The sequence below is a fragment of the Nitrosomonas oligotropha genome, from assembly GCF_900106555.1.
Taxonomy (GTDB): Bacteria; Pseudomonadota; Gammaproteobacteria; order Burkholderiales; family Nitrosomonadaceae; genus Nitrosomonas; species Nitrosomonas oligotropha_A.
In genome coordinates this window covers 36,584-53,259 of the sequence record NZ_FNOE01000016.1, presented here as the reverse complement: position 1 = coordinate 53,259, position 16,676 = coordinate 36,584, and the positions used below count along the sequence as shown (strand labels likewise).

Here is a 16,676-nt window from a genome sequence, read left to right as displayed (position 1 = left end):
CTCAGTGACTGCCAGCACGCAGGTGCAGGAAAAATTATCCCGTTTGGGCATTGATACCGAACTGGATTTGATTTTGCACCTGCCGATTCGTTATGAAGATGAAACGCATCTGTTCCCCATCGCTGATGCACCGCCAGGGCAAACAGTGCAGGTCGAAGGTATTATTATTCATAATGAAGTGGTTTTTCGTCCCAGACGGCAACTGGTTTGTCAGGTTGAAGACAACAGCGGTGTTTTGGTGATGCGCTTTCTGAATTTCTACGGCAGTCAAATTAAAACGTATGCGGTAGGAAAGCGTGTGCGGTTATTGGGTGAGATTCGCAGCGGTTTTTTCGGTGCCGAAATGGTGCATCCCAAGTGTCGCATCGTCCGGGACGGAGAATCTCTGGCGGATACCATGACGCCGATTTATCCCACGACAGCAGGTTTGACGCAAAAAATTCTTGCCAAATTAATCGCACAAGCTCTGCAGAATGGACAGCACATGCTGACCGAAACCGTGCCTGACCGCATTATCGGCAAGTATCGGCTGGCGGATTTCCGGGAAAGTGTGATGTGCTTGCATAATCCGCCGCCCGAGGTATCGATCGAAGCGCTGCAAACACGCACGCATCCGGCCTGGCGACGCATCAAGTTCGACGAATTGCTGGCGCAGCAATTATCGATGCGTTTGCACTACCGGCAACGGCGCAGCCATTCCGCGCCAGCGTTGGCGCAAAAAGACAATTTGAAACAGCAATTTCTCGCACAATTGAATTTTGCGCTGACAACCGCGCAAATCAGGGTTTCCGCCGAAATTAGCCGCGATTTGGCATCTGCGTATCCGATGCAGCGTTTGTTGCAAGGCGATGTTGGCAGCGGCAAAACAATCGTGGCCGCGTTGGCTGCGTTACAGGCGATTGAAAACGGTTATCAGGCGGCGATCATGGCACCGACCGAGATTCTTGCCGAGCAGCATTTTCAGAAATTAACCAGCTGGTTTGAGCCGTTGGGAATTAAGGTGGCTTGGTTGTCCAGCAGTCAAAAGAAGAAAGAGAAGCAAGCCGTGCTGGATGACATCGCATCCGGCGCCGCGCAACTGGCTGCCGGTACGCACGCACTGTTCCAAGATCAAGTGATATTTCATCGATTGGGCTTGGCCATCATCGACGAGCAGCACCGTTTCGGTGTGCATCAGCGCCTGGCGTTGCGCATGAAAGGCGCGCAATCCGATCAAGTGCCGCACCAGTTGATGATGAGCGCCACACCGATTCCACGCACGTTGTCGATGAGCTATTTTGCCGATCTGGACGTATCGGTTATCGATGAATTGCCGCCAGGCCGATCGCCGGTCGTAACCAAATTGATCGCCGATAACCGCCGTGACGAAGTTATTGCCCGCATACAACATGCCTGCGAGCAAGGCAAGCAGGTCTATTGGGTTTGTCCGTTGATCGAGGAATCCGAAGTTTTACAACTGCAAACCGCGCTGGAAACTTGCGAGAGTCTGAATCAGGTATTTCCGCATTTGCGCATCGGGTTAGTGCATGGACGCTTGCCCGCACAGGAAAAAGCCGCGATGATGGCAGCGTTCAAGCAAGGAGAAATCCAATTACTGGTGGCAACGACTGTCATTGAAGTCGGTGTGGATGTACCGAATGCATCGCTGATGGTGATCGAAAACGCCGAGCGCATGGGGTTATCGCAATTACATCAGCTGCGCGGCCGTGTCGGGCGCGGATCGGAAGCCAGTATCTGTATTTTGCTGTTTCAGCAACCGCTATCCGAAATCGCCCGTAAGCGGCTCAAAATCATTTTCGAGCATACGGATGGTTTTGAAATCGCGCGCCAGGATTTGAATTTGCGCGGCCCGGGAGAATTCCTGGGGGCGCGGCAGAGCGGCGTGCCGATGCTGCGTTTCGCCAATCTGGAACAAGATGTCGAGTTACTCACGGCTGCGCAAGCCGCAGCGGAAGAAATGCTGAATTGCCATCCGGATTTGGCGCAGCGGCATATTGAGCGGTGGTTGGGGGATAAAACGGAATATTTGCGGGTATGAATACACATGGATTACCGGCAGCGATACGCTGCCATCTTCTACCGGTTAAGATCAAATGAATAGATTGAATCAAACAACGAAGGATCATTACTATCATGATTGTTAAGGATAAAGTCTCATGGACACGGCTGCTGTTTCATTTCAGAGGCAGTAGTTTCATGGTGACGTGGCCGCGTATTCTCACGGTCACTATTTCCGCGATGATCGTTACTTATGTTGAGCTACGCTATGACATTCAAGCATACACGCTCACGACAACTCCTTTTTTGCTGATTGGCGTTGCGCTGGGTATATTTCTGGGTTTCCGCAACAGCGCTTCGTACGATAAATTCTGGGAAGGACGTAAGCTTTGGGGTGCGTTAGCCAACGCCTCGCGAACTCTGGCCCGCCAAACATGCTTTCTGATCGAATCCTCGCACGATACCGAAGCAGTACGGCATTTTCGTGAAATATTTGTCAAACGTGTGATTGCCTATGCGCATGCATTACGTTGCCACTTGCGCAAGGAAGATCCCGCGGAGGAAATCAAAAAATTTCTATCGCCGGAAGACCTGGCTCAAGTGCTCAAATCGTCACACCGCCCGTTAGCGATTTTGCAGCAACTGAGCCGCGATCTTGCAGCCGCACGCCAGCAACAGTGGTTAAGTGGACTCAATCATCCAGTGATGGATGCGCAGATCAACGAATTTACCCATATTTTGGGCGGCTGCGAGCGTATTAAAAATACTCCGTTACCGTTCAGTTATTCCGTATTGATCCACCGTATCGTCGCCTCTTATTGCATTTTTCTGCCGTTTGGATTGGTTGAGACCACCAGTGTACTGACACCGATTGTCGTGTTACTGATTTCCTATGCATTTTTTGAGTTGGATGCCATCGGCGACGAAATTGAGGATCCTTTTGGTTTGCAGCCGAATGACCTGCCATTGACCGCGATTTCGCGGAATATCGAAATTAATTTGCTGGAGTTAATTGAAGACCCCGATCGTCCGGAAGTGTTAAAGCCGGTCAATGATATCTTAATGTAAAGCGGTTGTTCTGTGAAACAGCGGCAGGATCATGCGGATATGGTTTATTAAAGACTGCTGTATAATCCCGTTCCAACAATTCTCAGTATGACTTTGCCGGGTATTAGGTTAAGAATTTCTATCATGCAACAATCTCAATTTGCAGCTTTGCCGCGATGAACAAAGCCCATCCGCTGGCATGGCATTCCGCGCTGACTTCTGTTTCATACCATCAACGCAATTGGTTACAGGATCGCGGATCGTTGACGCGTCGCATCCAGGATCGCTGCGGACAATTTCGCGTAAAGCGTGTATTTCAGTCGTTCAGCAGGATTTACGGCGATGAATTGGCAGTAATGGGGCTGCGCGCCAGTGAGTTGGCCATGGTGCGCGAAGTTTACCTATACTGCGGGAATACGCCGGTGGTATTCGCGCATTCGGTGGTGGCGCATAAAAACCTGCGCGGCGCATGGCGGGGGTTGAGCGGGTTGGGCAATAAATCGCTGGGAACGGTTTTGTTTACCAATCCCAGAATCAAACGCACGCCGCTGGAATTTAAAAAAGTCAGTTGCGGCCATTTTTTGTATGATCGCGCATGCGCCGGATTATCTTCGAGACCGGCCAATCTATGGGCGCGGCGTTCGTTATTTACGCTGCACGGACAGTCGATTTTAGTAACCGAAGTATTTTTACCGGCGATTCTGGATTTACCGTTATGAACATAGCCGATCGAATCAAAACTTACGCGCAATTGATGCGGCTCGACAAGCCGATTGGTATTTTGCTGCTGTTATGGCCGATGTTGTGGGGTTTATGGTTTGCCGCGCAGGGATTGCCGGATTGGTCAATTTTCATCATTTTTGTTTTAGGCACAGTACTGATGCGCTCGGCGGGTTGTGTCATCAATGACTACGCCGACCGCAAGATCGATCCTCATGTCGAACGCACCAAGAATCGCCCGATGGCAGCGGGCCGCGTTAGCTCCAAAGAAGCTCTGCTACTGGCGGCGGGATTAAGTATTTGTGCATTTCTGCTGATTCTGCCTTTGAATCAACTGACTATCCTGCTTTCGGTACCGGCACTGTTTCTGGCTGCGAGCTATCCATTCACCAAACGTTTCTTTGCGATGCCGCAAGCTTATCTGGGCATTGCGTTCAGTTTCGGCATTCCAATGGCTTTTGCCGCGCAAACCGATAGCTTGCCGCCAATTATCTGGATTCTGATGCTGGCCAATCTGTTCTGGGTGATTGCGTACGATACCGAGTATGCCATCGTCGATAAACCGGATGATTTGAAAATCGGCATCCAAACTTCTGCGATTACTTTTGGGCGTTTTGATGTGTTGGGCGTGATGATTTGTCATGCCTGTTTCCTTGCGATCATGTTGATCATCGGGCAAATGCAGCAGATGAATTGGGCGTATTACGCCGGATTGGTAACCGCATGCGGTTTGATTGCATACCAATATGCCTTGATTCGTAATCGTGACCGGGCACTGTGCTTCAAAGCATTCTTGCATAATAATTGGGTGGGAATGGTGGTGTTTGCCGGGATCGCGCTCGATTTCCTCATTTTTCCGCATTAAGGATTTAATCCATGCAATATAAAGATCTGCGTGATTTCATCGCGCAATTAGAAACGATGGGCGAGTTAAAGCGCATCCAGACCGAAGTCGATCCCACATTGGAAATGACCGAGATCTGTGACCGCGTCCTGAAAGCGCAAGGCCCAGCCATATTATTCGAAAACCCTAAAGAGCACAGCATGCCGGTGCTGGGCAATTTGTTCGGCACGCCGAAACGGGTGGCATTGGGCATGGGACAGGAATCGGTCGAAGCATTGCGCGAGGTCGGTAAGTTGTTGGCGTACCTGAAAGAACCCGATCCGCCGAAAGGACTGAAAGATGCCTGGGATAAACTGCCGCTATTGAAGCAAGTATTGAATATGGCGCCAAAGGAATTGAGTAGCGCGCCGTGTCAGGAAATCGTGTGGGAAGGCAATGATGTCGATCTGAGCCGCATACCGATTCAAATCTGCTGGCCGGGCGATGTTGCGCCGCTGATCACGTGGGGTCTGACGGTGACCCGGGGACCGAACAAAACCCGGCAGAATTTAGGTATTTACCGTCAGCAAGTCATTGGTCCGAATAAAGTCATTATGCGCTGGCTGGCGCACCGCGGTGGGGCACTGGATTTCCGGGAATTCAATCTATTGAATCCGAGCAAACCGTATCCACTGGCGGTCGCCTTGGGTGCCGACCCGGCGACTATACTCGGTGCCGTGACACCAGTGCCGGATACATTGAGCGAATATCAGTTCGCGGGGTTACTGCGCGGTGCCAAAACAGAAGTGGTGAAGTGCATCGGCAATGATTTGCAAGTACCGGCGAGTGCGGAAATCGTGCTGGAAGGCGCGATTCACCCCGGAGAAACTGCACTAGAAGGGCCGTATGGCGATCATACCGGTTACTATAACGAGCAGGAAACTTTCCCGGTCTTTACCATCGACCGCATCACCATGCGCCGCAATCCGATTTATCACTCCACCTACACCGGTAAACCGCCAGATGAACCGGCGATTCTCGGTGTGGCGCTGAACGAAGTGTTCGTGCCGCTGCTGCAAAAACAATTCCCGGAAATTACCGATTTTTACCTACCGCCGGAAGGGTGTTCGTACCGCATGGCGGTGGTCAGCATGAAAAAACAGTACGCCGGGCACAGCAAGCGCGTGATGTTCGGTATCTGGAGCTTTTTACGCCAGTTCATGTACACCAAATTCATCATCGTCACCGACGACGACATCAACGTACGCGACTGGAAAGAAGTGATCTGGGCAATCACCACTCGAGTCGATCCGGTGCGCGATACGTTGCTGGTTGAGAATACGCCGATCGACTACCTCGATTTCGCCAGCCCGATTTCCGGATTGGGCGGCAAGATGGGATTGGATGCGACCAATAAATTCCCCGGCGAAACAAACCGGGAATGGGGTACGCCGATAGCGATGGATGATGCGGTCAAGCAGCGGGTCGATGCCATGTGGCAAGATCTGGGGATTTAGCGCCATGCGCGAGATTGGGCAAACTATCGTATTGTTGACCATGAGCAATGTATTCATGACCTTCGCCTGGTATGCGCATCTGAAGGAATTGAACCATAAACCGTGGATCATTGCCGCGTTGGTCAGCTGGGGCATTGCGTTTTTCGAGTATATGTTGCAAGTTCCTGCCAACCGGATCGGCTATTCGGTACTGTCGGTCGCACAGCTCAAAATTTTGCAGGAAGTCATCACGTTGACCGTGTTTGTGCCATTTGCGCTGTTTTATTTAAAAGAACCGTTAAAACTGGATTATCTGTGGGCCGCGTTATGTATGGTGGGTGCGGTTTATTTCATGTTCCGCGCACGTTGATTGAATTTTGATTTTCTGAACAATTTAAAATCCCTATTTTTCGATAGAACTTCGGCTACGAGAAATAGTACAATGTTGAGTTATTAGGATAAATAAGCCGGTGGGATTTTGCGATGAATCCGGTATCAGGGATTGCGAATAATTGAATCAGACAGACAGGCATTGCACACTAAATCCAGAATGAAGTTACCTATTATCCCGAGTATATTTGTCCTGGCATTAGTCCTCGCTTTACCGCTCAACGGATGGGGTAGTTGTGTTGTTCCCAAAACCGAAGGTGAAGGTGAAATTGAGAGCGAACTTAAACCCATCGTCAAACCGCAAAAAAAACCTGTGTTCATCGAGGCCGATCGGATTTCCGGTTATTACAAACAGGAAGTCGAAGCGACCGGCAATGCGGTTCTACAGCAAGGTGACAATACCCTCACGGCAGACCGCGTGAAATATTACGAACAGACCGAAGATGCCGAAGTTGAAGGAAATATCCGTCTGGAAAGACCTAAGGATATTCTGCAAGGCAAGAAACTCGAACTCAATATGAAAACCGAAGTGGGTCAATTGACCGAACCGCGCTATTCCATGAGACAAGGAAAAGGGCGCGGCGCTGGCGATATCTTGTATTTTGAAGGCAAAGATCACTACCGGATCAAAGAGACCAACTACACCACCTGCCCGCCAAGAAAAAGAGATTGGTATCTACGCGCGGAAGAGCTGGAAATCGACAATAGCAAAGAAATAGGTACCGCAAAAAATGTCAGCGTTGTGTTTAAAGATGTTCCGATTCTGTATTCACCGTGGATCAATTTCTCCTACAGCGGACGGCGTAAAAGCGGACTACTGTCGCCTGTCGCGGGCTACAACGCCAAAACTGGTTTCGATATGGGGTTGCCGATTTATTTGAATATCGCACCCAATATCGATGCGACGGTAACACCGCGGATTATGACAATGCGTGGTTTTTTGTTAAGTAACGAGCTTCGCTATATCGGCAATAACAACATGAACGGTCATTTGCTGTTCGATATTCTGCCGATGGATATTAATACCAATCGAACCCGCTGGGGCGTTTTATACACACATTCACAAAATATCGGCCGGGGCTGGCAAGGTTTTATGAATTATAACGAGGTATCTGACGACCGGTATTTTCGTGAGCTTACCCCTAACCTGGCTCAGACCAGCTTGACCAACTTGTCGCAACAAGCCGGTGTTTCATACAACGGTAGATTAGGACAGGACGGCGCATTGCATTTCACCGGATTCGCACAGCGCTTTCAAACCCTCCAGGATCCGCTGGCACGGTTTGTTTCTCCCTACGAGCGATTGCCGCATTTTGCTTTGAATGCCGTCAAATATAATGTCGGCAAAATGGATTTCGAGATGAAAAGCAGCTGGACGAATTTTTATCATCCGACGCTCACTGATGGTAATCGCCTTGTTTTTTATCCCAGTGTCAGTGTTCCATTGCGCAATGAATACGGCTTTATCACACCCAAATTCGGGTTGCACTATACGCACTATAATCTTGATTCAGCGCCGGTCGAAGGTAAAAGCAACAACCTTGACCGAACCGTACCGATTTTCAGCTGGGATAGCGGCATTGCATTTGATCGTCAAGTAAAGCTATGGGATACAAAATTCATTCAGACGCTGGAACCGCGCTTATTCTATGTTTACGCACCTTACCGGAATCAAAGCTACTTGCCTAACTTTGACTCCGCCGTCAATGACTTCAGCTTTGCGCAAATACTGACCGAGAACCGTTTCAGCGGCGGTGATCGTATCAATGATGCCAATCGTGTCGTAACTGCGTTGACATCGCGATTCGTGGAACAGGAAACGGGTATCGAACGATTGCGCCTTGCCGTTGGACAGCAATTCAATTTTAACGACCCTAGAGTTCTATTGCTTCCGCCTCAAGTCACCAGCGGCCGATCGGACTTCATTGCGGCGATATCCGGACGTCTGACACCGACCATCAGTGCCGACTCGAATGTCCAGATGGACGAATCCAAATTATGGATTGAGAAAGTCCGTACTGGTATCAGTTACCAGCCGGAAGCCGGCAAGGTGCTCAATCTGGGCTACCGGTTTACCCGCGGTGTATTGGAACAAGTCGATACTTCAATGCAATGGCCGCTGGGCGGAAATTGGCATGGCGTTACCCGGGTCAATTATTCATTGCTGGATGATAAAATTCTGGCCGGTTTGGCCGGTTTTGAATACAACTCGTGCTGCTGGGCCTTGCGAGTTGTACTGCAACGGTTGACGACCGCGACACAAACGACTACCACCGCATTTTTTGTGCAACTTGAGTTAAAAGGGTTAATGGGACTTGGCAATAACCCGTTGCAGGTACTGCAACAAAGCATTCCCGGCTATACCAGCGTTCATTAAGCGTTGATTTTTCCTATCGCATCTATCCAGTATTGTCATTTTATGCATAAAAGCAATTATTTTTGCATTCCCTTGCTGCTTATCGTATTGCTATCGGCTCCCATTGCCGCGCAGGAGTCGATGTTCGTTCCGGCTACCAAACCCATCGATCATATCGTAGCTGTGGTGAACGAAGATGTGATCACGCGCCAGGAGCTTGACGATGCGGTGAAGACAGCGGTTGGCCGTTTGCAGCAACAAGGCGTGCAATTACCGGATCAGCGCAGCCTGGAAAATCAGGTGCTGGAATCGGTCGTCATGAAACACATCCAATTACAGCATGCCAAGGAAGTCGGCCTGGCGGTCGGTGAAAGCGAATTGGACGAGACCATACAACGGATTGCGGCGGACAATAAATTATCCTTGCCGGAATTTCATGCAGTACTGGAAAAAGACGGCATCAGTTACAACAAATTCCGCGATGAAATCCGCGAAGAAATGATCATGGCGCGGCTTAAGGAACGGGAAGTGAAACATCAAGTAAATGTCACCGAAGGGGAGGTGGATAATTACCTCCAGACGCAAAAATCCACTTCCGAAGGCCAAGACGAATACCGGCTTGCGCATATTTTGATCCTGGTACCGGAAAATACCGCGCCGAGTCAAGTTCAGCAAAGAGCGGAGCGGGCAAAATTGGCGTCCGATAAGCTTCAGCAGGGCGTGGATTTTTCCCAGGTCGCGGCGGAATTTTCCGATGCCGCCGACGCCAAGACCGGTGGCATTATCGAATGGCGTCCAGTCACGCAAATGGGCCCAACCTTCGCCGAGCTGCTGGAACCGCTGCAACCCGGTGATGTGACGCCAGTGGTGCAAAGCCCCAGCGGTTTCCACATTTTCAAGCTGCTTGGCAGGCGCGCACAAGAAACACCGACTGTCATCATTGATCAAACACATGCGCGCCATGTATTGATTAAAATTAATGAACTGACTTCGGAAAGCGATGGCAAGCAAAAGATTCTTCAGATTAAGGAGCGGCTGGATAAGGGAGAAAACTTCGAAGAAGTCGCGAAACTTTATTCCGAAGATACCAGCGCTTCTTCCGGTGGTGACCTCGGCTGGCTCTCGCCAGGTGATACCGTGCCAGATTTTGAACGAGCGATGAATGCGCTGCTGCCGGGGCAGGTGAGCGATCCGGTCCGGTCGCAATTTGGCTGGCATTTAATCCAAGTACTGGAACGCCGCTCGCAAGATATCAGCCTGGACCGGCGCCGTCAGACCGCAAGACAAGCGATACGCTCACGTAAAGCCGATGTCGTAGTGCAAGAATGGCTGCGGCAGCTACGCGATCAAGCCTATGTGGAATACCGTTTGGACGACGACCATGAGCACTAAATTCATTCCCTCACTCGTACTGACACCCGGCGAACCGGCAGGAATCGGTCCCGATTTATGCGTGCAAATCGCGCAACAACCGTTATCGTGCCGCTTAGTTGTCATTGCGGATGGCGAGTTGCTCATGGCTCGAGCACAGCAGTTGCAGCTTCCACTGAGATTTATCGATGCCGCCGCAACGCCGTCAGCGCCGTATGAAGCCGGTAGCTTGCAGCTGATGCATGTGCCATTGGCGCAAGCAGCAATTCCGGGCACATTGAATCCGGCGAATGCGCAGTACGTGCTAGAAACGCTTCGCCATGCGGTTGCCGCTTGCCAATCTGGTCAGTTTGACGGCATGGTGACTGCACCCGTGCATAAAGGCGTGATCAACGATGCCGGTATTCCATTTACCGGGCATACCGAATATTTATCCGAATTACTGCATAGCCCCGTTGTTATGATGCTGGCGGGCGGGAATATGCGTGTAACCCTAGCAACCACGCATTTGCCGCTGAAAGATGTAGCCGCGGCCATCACGGCGGATAGAATCGAAAGCAAATTACGCATCATTCAACGCGATCTAATCACGCGCTTTATGTTGGAAAATCCGCGTATTGCCGTTGCCGGACTGAACCCGCATGCCGGTGAATCAGGGCATTTAGGCCGGGAAGAAATCGATGTCATCATTCCGGTGCTGAATAAATTACGTGCCGAAGGCATGCAGCTGACCGGTCCGGTACCGGCGGATACCTTGTTCAATCCGGCGCAACTGAAGCAATTCGATTGTATATTTACCATGTACCACGATCAGGGTTTACCGGTTCTGAAACATGCCAGTTTTGGCGGTGGTGTGAATATTACTCTGGGATTACCCATCATTCGTACATCGGTTGATCATGGCACTGCTTTGGAATTAGCTGGAACAGGACGGGCGAATCCGGGCAGCCTGCTGACAGCGATTGAAATGGCTGTGCAGTTAGCAAAGAATCAAGCTCAATTTCTCCATCATGCGTCATAACCCGCGTAAACGTTTTGGCCAGAATTTCCTGGTCGATCAGCATATTATTGCGCAAATCGTCGCCGAAATTTATCCGCAGAAAAGTGACCGGATTATTGAAATCGGCCCAGGGTTGGGTGCACTGACACGTCCTTTATTGCAGGCTCTGGATCATTTGCACGTAATCGAAATTGACCGGGATATTGTGAGTCAATTGAATCAGGTGTTTGCTCAGGAAGAATTGACCATTCATGCCGCCGATGCGCTGAAATTTGATTTTTCCGCGTTGGGCAGCAAACTGCGCATTGTCGGTAATTTACCTTATAACATTTCAACACCGTTACTGTTTCATCTGAGCCAATTTGCGGAACATATCCTGGATATGCATTTTATGCTGCAAAAGGAAGTTGTCGATCGCATGGTCGGTTCACCCGCCACCGCCGATTACGGGCGGCTCTCCGTCATGTTGCAGTACCGTTTCGATATGGAATATGTTTTCAGTGTCCCGGCGGAATCATTCCGCCCCATACCCAAAGTTGAATCGGCCATCGTTCGCATGACTCCACGCGATTCGTCCGCGCGCATCGTTAAGAACGAAGCGTTATTTTCACAAATTGTCACTGCGGCATTTTCACAACGCCGCAAAACGCTTCGCAACACACTGCAACAACATTTAACGGCCAGTGATTTCAGCGCCTTGGGAATCGATTCGGGGTTACGTGCCGAGAATTTATCCGTAGAGGAATTTGCCGCGATCGCGAATTTCCTCTCTTGACGATGAGCATTGCATGCTTGCTGATTCGGCGGCTGACGGCTCTCAGCCGCACGCCGCTTTAAAGTACTGCGGGCCTATTGGGGAGTTCATTGGTATCTTTCTCCGGATCAAATGGGAAATATTTCTGCAACTGCATGCCGACGGCATGAATACCAGCGATGACGCCAGCCTCGAATTGCCGTTGCCGGAATGACGATTCCATCATCCGGCAAATATCCTGCCATTCCTGATCCGGGACTTTGGCATGAATACCCCGATCGGCGATGATTTCCACAGTGCGATCGGCCAATAACAAGTAAATCAGCACACCGTTATTGTGTTCGGTATCCCAAACCCGCATTTGTGAGAACACCTCAATCGCGCGTTCACGGGCGCTCTGGTTTTTGAGTAGCGGCAGTGTATTCAGCGCCGTTTCCACGGCAAAACAAATCTCACCGCCATGTGTCATTTCCGATTGCACAATCGCTTGTTCGATCACTGCAAGCGATACGGCCGGGAATGTGCGGCGTTGTGTCAATTGTCCGGTTAATAGGTGGCGCAGGATACGAGCAAAATTCATTTACCACCTCCCCGATGCGCCACCGCCGCCAAAACCGCCGCCCCCGCCACCAAAGCCACCGCCACCACCGAATCCGCCACGATCAAAGCCGTCGTGCCGGTAACTGCGATCTGACCAACCACTACGTCCGGTACGATAAACTCCTCCGCCGCTATTCAAAAAGAGATTGATGAAAAATGCCGCGATCGCAATCAGAATGGCAACTGTCAACGACGCAAAAGACAACCATCCGATGATTCCCACGCCAATACCGGTAACCATTGCGCCGGCAAGGCGGCCAAGCATAACTTGTAGAATTCTTCCCAGCACCATCGCTCCGATCAGGAGGGAAACAAAATTTTCGATTGGAGAATGTTCACCCGCAGCGCTATTAGTGTTCCGGGAGTTTTTAGGAAGCGGCAACGGTTCGCCTTGGATCAGGTGAATGATGGCCTCGATTCCGGCATCAATACCGTTGGCAAAATGACCCAGTTTGAAATGCGGTGTCATAATATCCGCGATAATGCGTTTGGCTATCGCATCCGGTATCGTGCCTTCCAATCCGTAACCAACTTCGATACGCAAGGCGCGATCGTTCTTGGCGATGAGCAATAAAATGCCATCGTCTATGCCTTTACGCCCCAATTGCCACGCTTCCGCCACGCGTATGGAATATTGCTCGATGGTCTCAGGCTGTGTAGTCGGAATCATTAATACTGCAATCTGACTGCCTTTAGTTTTCTCGAATGCCTGTAATTTTTGCTCCAGATGCATGACTTCACTGGCGGAGAGGGTTGCAGTCAAATCGTTGACATGTGATTTGAGCGGAGGAATGGTTGCATCGGCCATAGCGAGCGTGGCACTCAGCAGCATGGTTATGAGCAACCATGTTGCTATTCCCGACCGGATCATTCTGGCGAGTATCATATTGGCTTATTTCTCCGCCGGTGCAGGCGCAGCGAAATCCACTCTGGGCGCTGCTGATATTTCTTGCTCATTTTCCACGGTGAAGCTGGGTTTAGTTTGAAAACCGAACATCATTGCCGTGAGATTGCTGGGGAAAGAGCGCACCACGATATTGTATTCCTGTACCGCCTTGATATAACGATTGCGTGCCACGGTAATGCGGTTCTCAGTACCTTCCAGCTGTGCCTGTAAATCGCGGAAATTTGCATCCGACTTTAACTCAGGATAGTTCTCAGTGACGACCAGTAATCGAGCGAGTGAGCTCGATAATTCACCTTGTGCGTTCTGGAATTTGGCGAAAGCTTCAGGATTATTGAGCAACTCCGGGGTGGCTTGAATACTGCCGACTCTGGAGCGAGCAGTCGTAACGCCTAATAACACATCTTTTTCTTGTGCGGCAAATCCCTTAACCGTATTGACCAAATTAGGAACCAAGTCAGCGCGGCGCTTATATTGATTCAAAACTTCCGCCCAGCTAGCTTTAATTTGTTCATCAGTCGCTTGCAACGTATTGTAACCACAGCCGCTTAAAAGAAGCGCATAGAGAATTACCGTGAGCGATAGAAAAGCGCGCATATCCTGCTCCCATAAAATTGAAATTACCCTATAAATGGAGATGAAATTAGCAATTACAATCTTTATTGAGTTTAACAAAGCTGATGACATAATGCTGTGTAACCGGTATTTAGTTTAAGCGCTTTGGCTTACGGTATTCCGGGTAATGCCGGGAAAGCGGCACCCGGCAACTCTGATCATCGATCTCCAAGCAACGACAAAGAAGCACCTGTTTCCAATAAGCCATCTTCCGATGAAGAAAGTAACCCATCATCCCGCAACTCTGATGATAAATGACCAAATGACGATGCGCATATTACCGTGAACGTGAATGCTGCATAGAATGGCAAATTCGTATTAAAAGAGCACTCTTTCGATTATGCAGGTATACACGATATGTGCATTGGAGTGATTCTCCAGCATCTTCTGTGCCGGAGCCAAAAATATATGCCATGCTGTTTGCATGGGATCCATGCTTATTGAGTTTTATCGTGCGCCGGAAGAAAAATAACCTGAACGATTAAATTCGATTGAGCCTGATATAAACAAAGCCCGCTTCACGAGCGGGCTTTGTTTTATTCAATCCTGACTGATATGCATACAGGATTGATCAAAAACCCATTAAGTTACGAAGGCAATCAAGTACTCCCGAAGAATCGGAGCGGTGGCAAAAGAAAAAAATACTGGCTACAAACGCAGTAATTGATAGAGCGAGGACTGCCATGGAAAGCATCAAGCCTTTCTGATCGTATTTAGCCTTGATCACTTGTGCAATATCGTCATACGAGGGTTCAGAAAGTTCGATTTTTTCTTCAGGAATATTCAGCGGTTCATTGCTAACTTCCGGATTTACTTTCGGTTCGGTTTTTTTGACAGTATGCGTAGCGATCTGAACTTTCTCAACTGCGGGTGGCGTTGATTCTTGCGCGACAGTTCCGGTTGCAGGCGAGTGTGTTTCCTGATTCTTTCTTTCCCGGTTGTTGAGTAGAATAATGTAATGAAATACGTCGGTTATCATACCCATTCGTTGGGTAGCTTCATACACATCCTGAGCATCAACAATGGTTTTATTGCGCTCATAAGCAACATTGAGCGATCGATCACAGAGTGAATTGATGGTCCGTGGCGTTCCTCCTGAACCGAACGCGATCGTGAGTGCTTCCCATCCGGTATCTGAAATGAGCTCAGGTGTTCCTCCTGCTATATGAATACGATGTTTGATGTACTGTAACACCCGGTCGACATTCATCTTTCCCAGTGTTTCCAGCGCAGCGATCCGCTGTTTAAAGGGCGCCATCTCAGGCCGGTTGATTTTTTCCATCAGCTCTTCCTGACCAAGAAGCAATAGCTGAATGAGTTTGGTGGATCCTTCTTCAAGATTGTTGAGTAAGCGAATACCGTTGATCACATCTTCCGTCATCAGATGGGATTCATCCATAATGACTAAGCACTTTTTTCCTTCCGCATTGATTTTTAGCAATACATTCCGGATATCCCGCATAACGAAGGTTTTTTCCGCCGAAGTCGGCTGCACTCCAAGCTCTTGCGCCAGAAATAAGTAAAGATCCGAGCTATTCGCGGGCGGTTCAGCCATCCAGATGAGTTTGATATTTTCAGGAAAATCAGACTTTATCATCTGACTCAACGTTGTTTTTCCGGATCCGATCGGACCGGTGACAACAATCAAGCCACGTCCGCTGAGCAGTGAACCGGATATTTGCTTACGAATCCGGGCATGATCCCCATGATCATAAAAAAATAATGGATCCGGTACATTCTCGAATGGAAGTCGGTTGAGGTTAAAGTGCTGCGAGTACATGTGCATTAATTAGCTCCCTCTTGCGGCAAAAGTTTTACTTCAACTCTGCGGTTTTTGGCTCTACCTTCTTCGGTATTATTGGAAGTTATCGGTTGTGTATCACCATAACCAGTAACCGATATCCGATCTTTCGGTATGCCGTGTAAAACCAATATATTGGCAATCGCCTTTGCGCGGCGCAAAGATAAATCCATATTGTCGCTGCCGGATTTACCAGTCGGTATATTGTCGGTATGACCTTCGATGAGAATACGGCTATTTGGAAATGCGGATATTTCCTGTACTAGATTTTCAATTGCGGAATAAGCAACATCTTGAATCACATCCTGGCCGGAACGGAATGTCTTACCGCCGAATACTGTCACGGTGCGCGATTGAGTATCCGGATTGATCGTCTTAATACCGTCTATTTTATTTTCTGCTGTCGCCACTTTACTCTCAAGCTGCGTGATGGCTTCTTGCATTTCTGTAGCGAAAGCCTTATCGGCTTCCGAATCACCACCTGGTTGGATCGAAGTATCCGCTGCCGCAGGGGGCGCTGCAACTAGAGGCGCCGGTATGGGCGGCGGTGTAAATACCGTATCCGATTGATTATTTAAATAAGAATAAGCAGCTGTGTAACTCTGGAAATTCATGGCCTTATACGTAATGAAAGCCGATAAGGAAAAAAATATCACAGACAATCCAATGATAATTGAACGCATAGGGAAATACTCGTTTTATTGATTTTTAATGTGTTGCTGATGCAAGCAGATGTTAACGGATATAAGCTGCAATATTTTAGTGTATTGAAAGTTACTTTGCCCAGATGCTGTGGTTAAA

General features: G+C 49.3%; 15 protein-coding genes. 10 read left to right on the top strand and 5 right to left on the bottom strand.

What is annotated here, in order from left to right; genetic code table 11:
• Nucleotides 1–4: 4 nt before the first annotated feature.
• The 10 genes from recG (at nt 5) to rsmA (ending at nt 11,976) form a co-directional block, all read left to right on the top strand.
• Complete coding sequence (gene recG / locus BLU57_RS09880; protein ID WP_090319980.1) at nt 5–2,038, top strand: ATP-dependent DNA helicase RecG; 2,034 nt, start codon at nt 5–7, stop codon at nt 2,036–2,038.
• Nucleotides 2,039–2,133: 95 nt separating this feature from the next.
• The gene (locus BLU57_RS09875) at nt 2,134–3,066 is read left to right on the top strand and encodes a bestrophin family protein (RefSeq protein ID WP_090319977.1); all 933 of its coding nucleotides are present in this window, start codon (nt 2,134–2,136) and stop codon (nt 3,064–3,066) included.
• 155 nt (nt 3,067–3,221) lie between these two features.
• Nucleotides 3,222–3,764 carry a chorismate--pyruvate lyase family protein gene (locus tag BLU57_RS09870; RefSeq protein ID WP_090319974.1) on the top strand — a complete coding sequence of 181 codons (543 nt, stop codon included), beginning with the start codon at nt 3,222–3,224 and terminating at the stop codon, nt 3,762–3,764.
• Entirely contained in the window at nt 3,761–4,630 is an 870-nt protein-coding gene (gene ubiA / locus BLU57_RS09865) for a 4-hydroxybenzoate octaprenyltransferase (protein WP_090319971.1), read from the top strand. Before BLU57_RS09870 ends, ubiA begins: the two co-directional genes overlap by 4 nt.
• Nucleotides 4,631–4,641: 11 nt before the next feature.
• The gene (ubiD, locus tag BLU57_RS09860; RefSeq protein ID WP_090319968.1) at nt 4,642–6,105 is read left to right on the top strand and encodes a 4-hydroxy-3-polyprenylbenzoate decarboxylase; all 1,464 of its coding nucleotides are present in this window, start codon (nt 4,642–4,644) and stop codon (nt 6,103–6,105) included.
• A 4-nt stretch (nt 6,106–6,109) separates the two neighbouring features.
• Nucleotides 6,110–6,454 carry a DMT family protein gene (locus tag BLU57_RS09855; protein ID WP_090319964.1) on the top strand — a complete coding sequence of 115 codons (345 nt, stop codon included), beginning with the start codon at nt 6,110–6,112 and terminating at the stop codon, nt 6,452–6,454.
• A 180-nt stretch (nt 6,455–6,634) separates the two neighbouring features.
• Entirely contained in the window at nt 6,635–8,851 is a 2,217-nt protein-coding gene (locus BLU57_RS09850; protein WP_090319961.1) for an LPS-assembly protein LptD, read from the top strand.
• Between the two features lie 42 nt (nt 8,852–8,893).
• Nucleotides 8,894–10,222 carry a peptidylprolyl isomerase gene (locus BLU57_RS09845; RefSeq protein WP_090319959.1) on the top strand — a complete coding sequence of 443 codons (1,329 nt, stop codon included), beginning with the start codon at nt 8,894–8,896 and terminating at the stop codon, nt 10,220–10,222.
• Nucleotides 10,212–11,222: a 4-hydroxythreonine-4-phosphate dehydrogenase PdxA gene (gene pdxA, locus BLU57_RS09840; protein ID WP_090319956.1), complete on the top strand. Its 1,011-nt coding sequence runs from the start codon at nt 10,212–10,214 to the stop codon at nt 11,220–11,222. The genes BLU57_RS09845 and pdxA overlap by 11 nt, the downstream gene beginning before the upstream one ends.
• Nucleotides 11,212–11,976, top strand: coding sequence for a 16S rRNA (adenine(1518)-N(6)/adenine(1519)-N(6))-dimethyltransferase RsmA (gene rsmA, locus BLU57_RS09835; RefSeq protein WP_176776414.1), 765 nt, complete (start codon nt 11,212–11,214; stop codon nt 11,974–11,976). The genes pdxA and rsmA overlap by 11 nt, the downstream gene beginning before the upstream one ends.
• Nucleotides 11,977–12,034: 58 nt before the next feature.
• On the opposite strand, the gene BLU57_RS09830 is transcribed toward rsmA, so the two are convergent.
• The 5 genes from BLU57_RS09830 to BLU57_RS09810 all read right to left on the bottom strand — a co-directional run bounded on the left by BLU57_RS09830 (nt 12,035) and on the right by BLU57_RS09810 (nt 16,558).
• On the bottom strand, nt 12,035–12,535 hold the full coding sequence (locus BLU57_RS09830) for a TPM domain-containing protein (RefSeq protein WP_090319950.1): 501 nt from the start codon (nt 12,533–12,535) through the stop codon (nt 12,035–12,037).
• A complete protein-coding gene (locus BLU57_RS09825) occupies nt 12,536–13,441 on the bottom strand; it encodes a TPM domain-containing protein (RefSeq protein WP_090319947.1) in 906 nt (301 codons plus the stop codon).
• Between the two features lie 6 nt (nt 13,442–13,447).
• Nucleotides 13,448–14,056 (bottom strand): LemA family protein, encoded by a 609-nt coding sequence (locus BLU57_RS09820; RefSeq protein ID WP_090319944.1) that lies wholly within the window; start codon nt 14,054–14,056, stop codon nt 13,448–13,450.
• A gap of 589 nt (nt 14,057–14,645) precedes the next feature.
• Nucleotides 14,646–15,860: an AAA family ATPase gene (locus tag BLU57_RS09815; protein WP_090319940.1), complete on the bottom strand. Its 1,215-nt coding sequence runs from the start codon at nt 15,858–15,860 to the stop codon at nt 14,646–14,648.
• Nucleotides 15,860–16,558: an OmpA family protein gene (locus tag BLU57_RS09810; protein ID WP_090319937.1), complete on the bottom strand. Its 699-nt coding sequence runs from the start codon at nt 16,556–16,558 to the stop codon at nt 15,860–15,862. The genes BLU57_RS09815 and BLU57_RS09810 overlap by 1 nt, the downstream gene beginning before the upstream one ends.
• Nucleotides 16,559–16,676 lie beyond the last annotated feature (118 nt).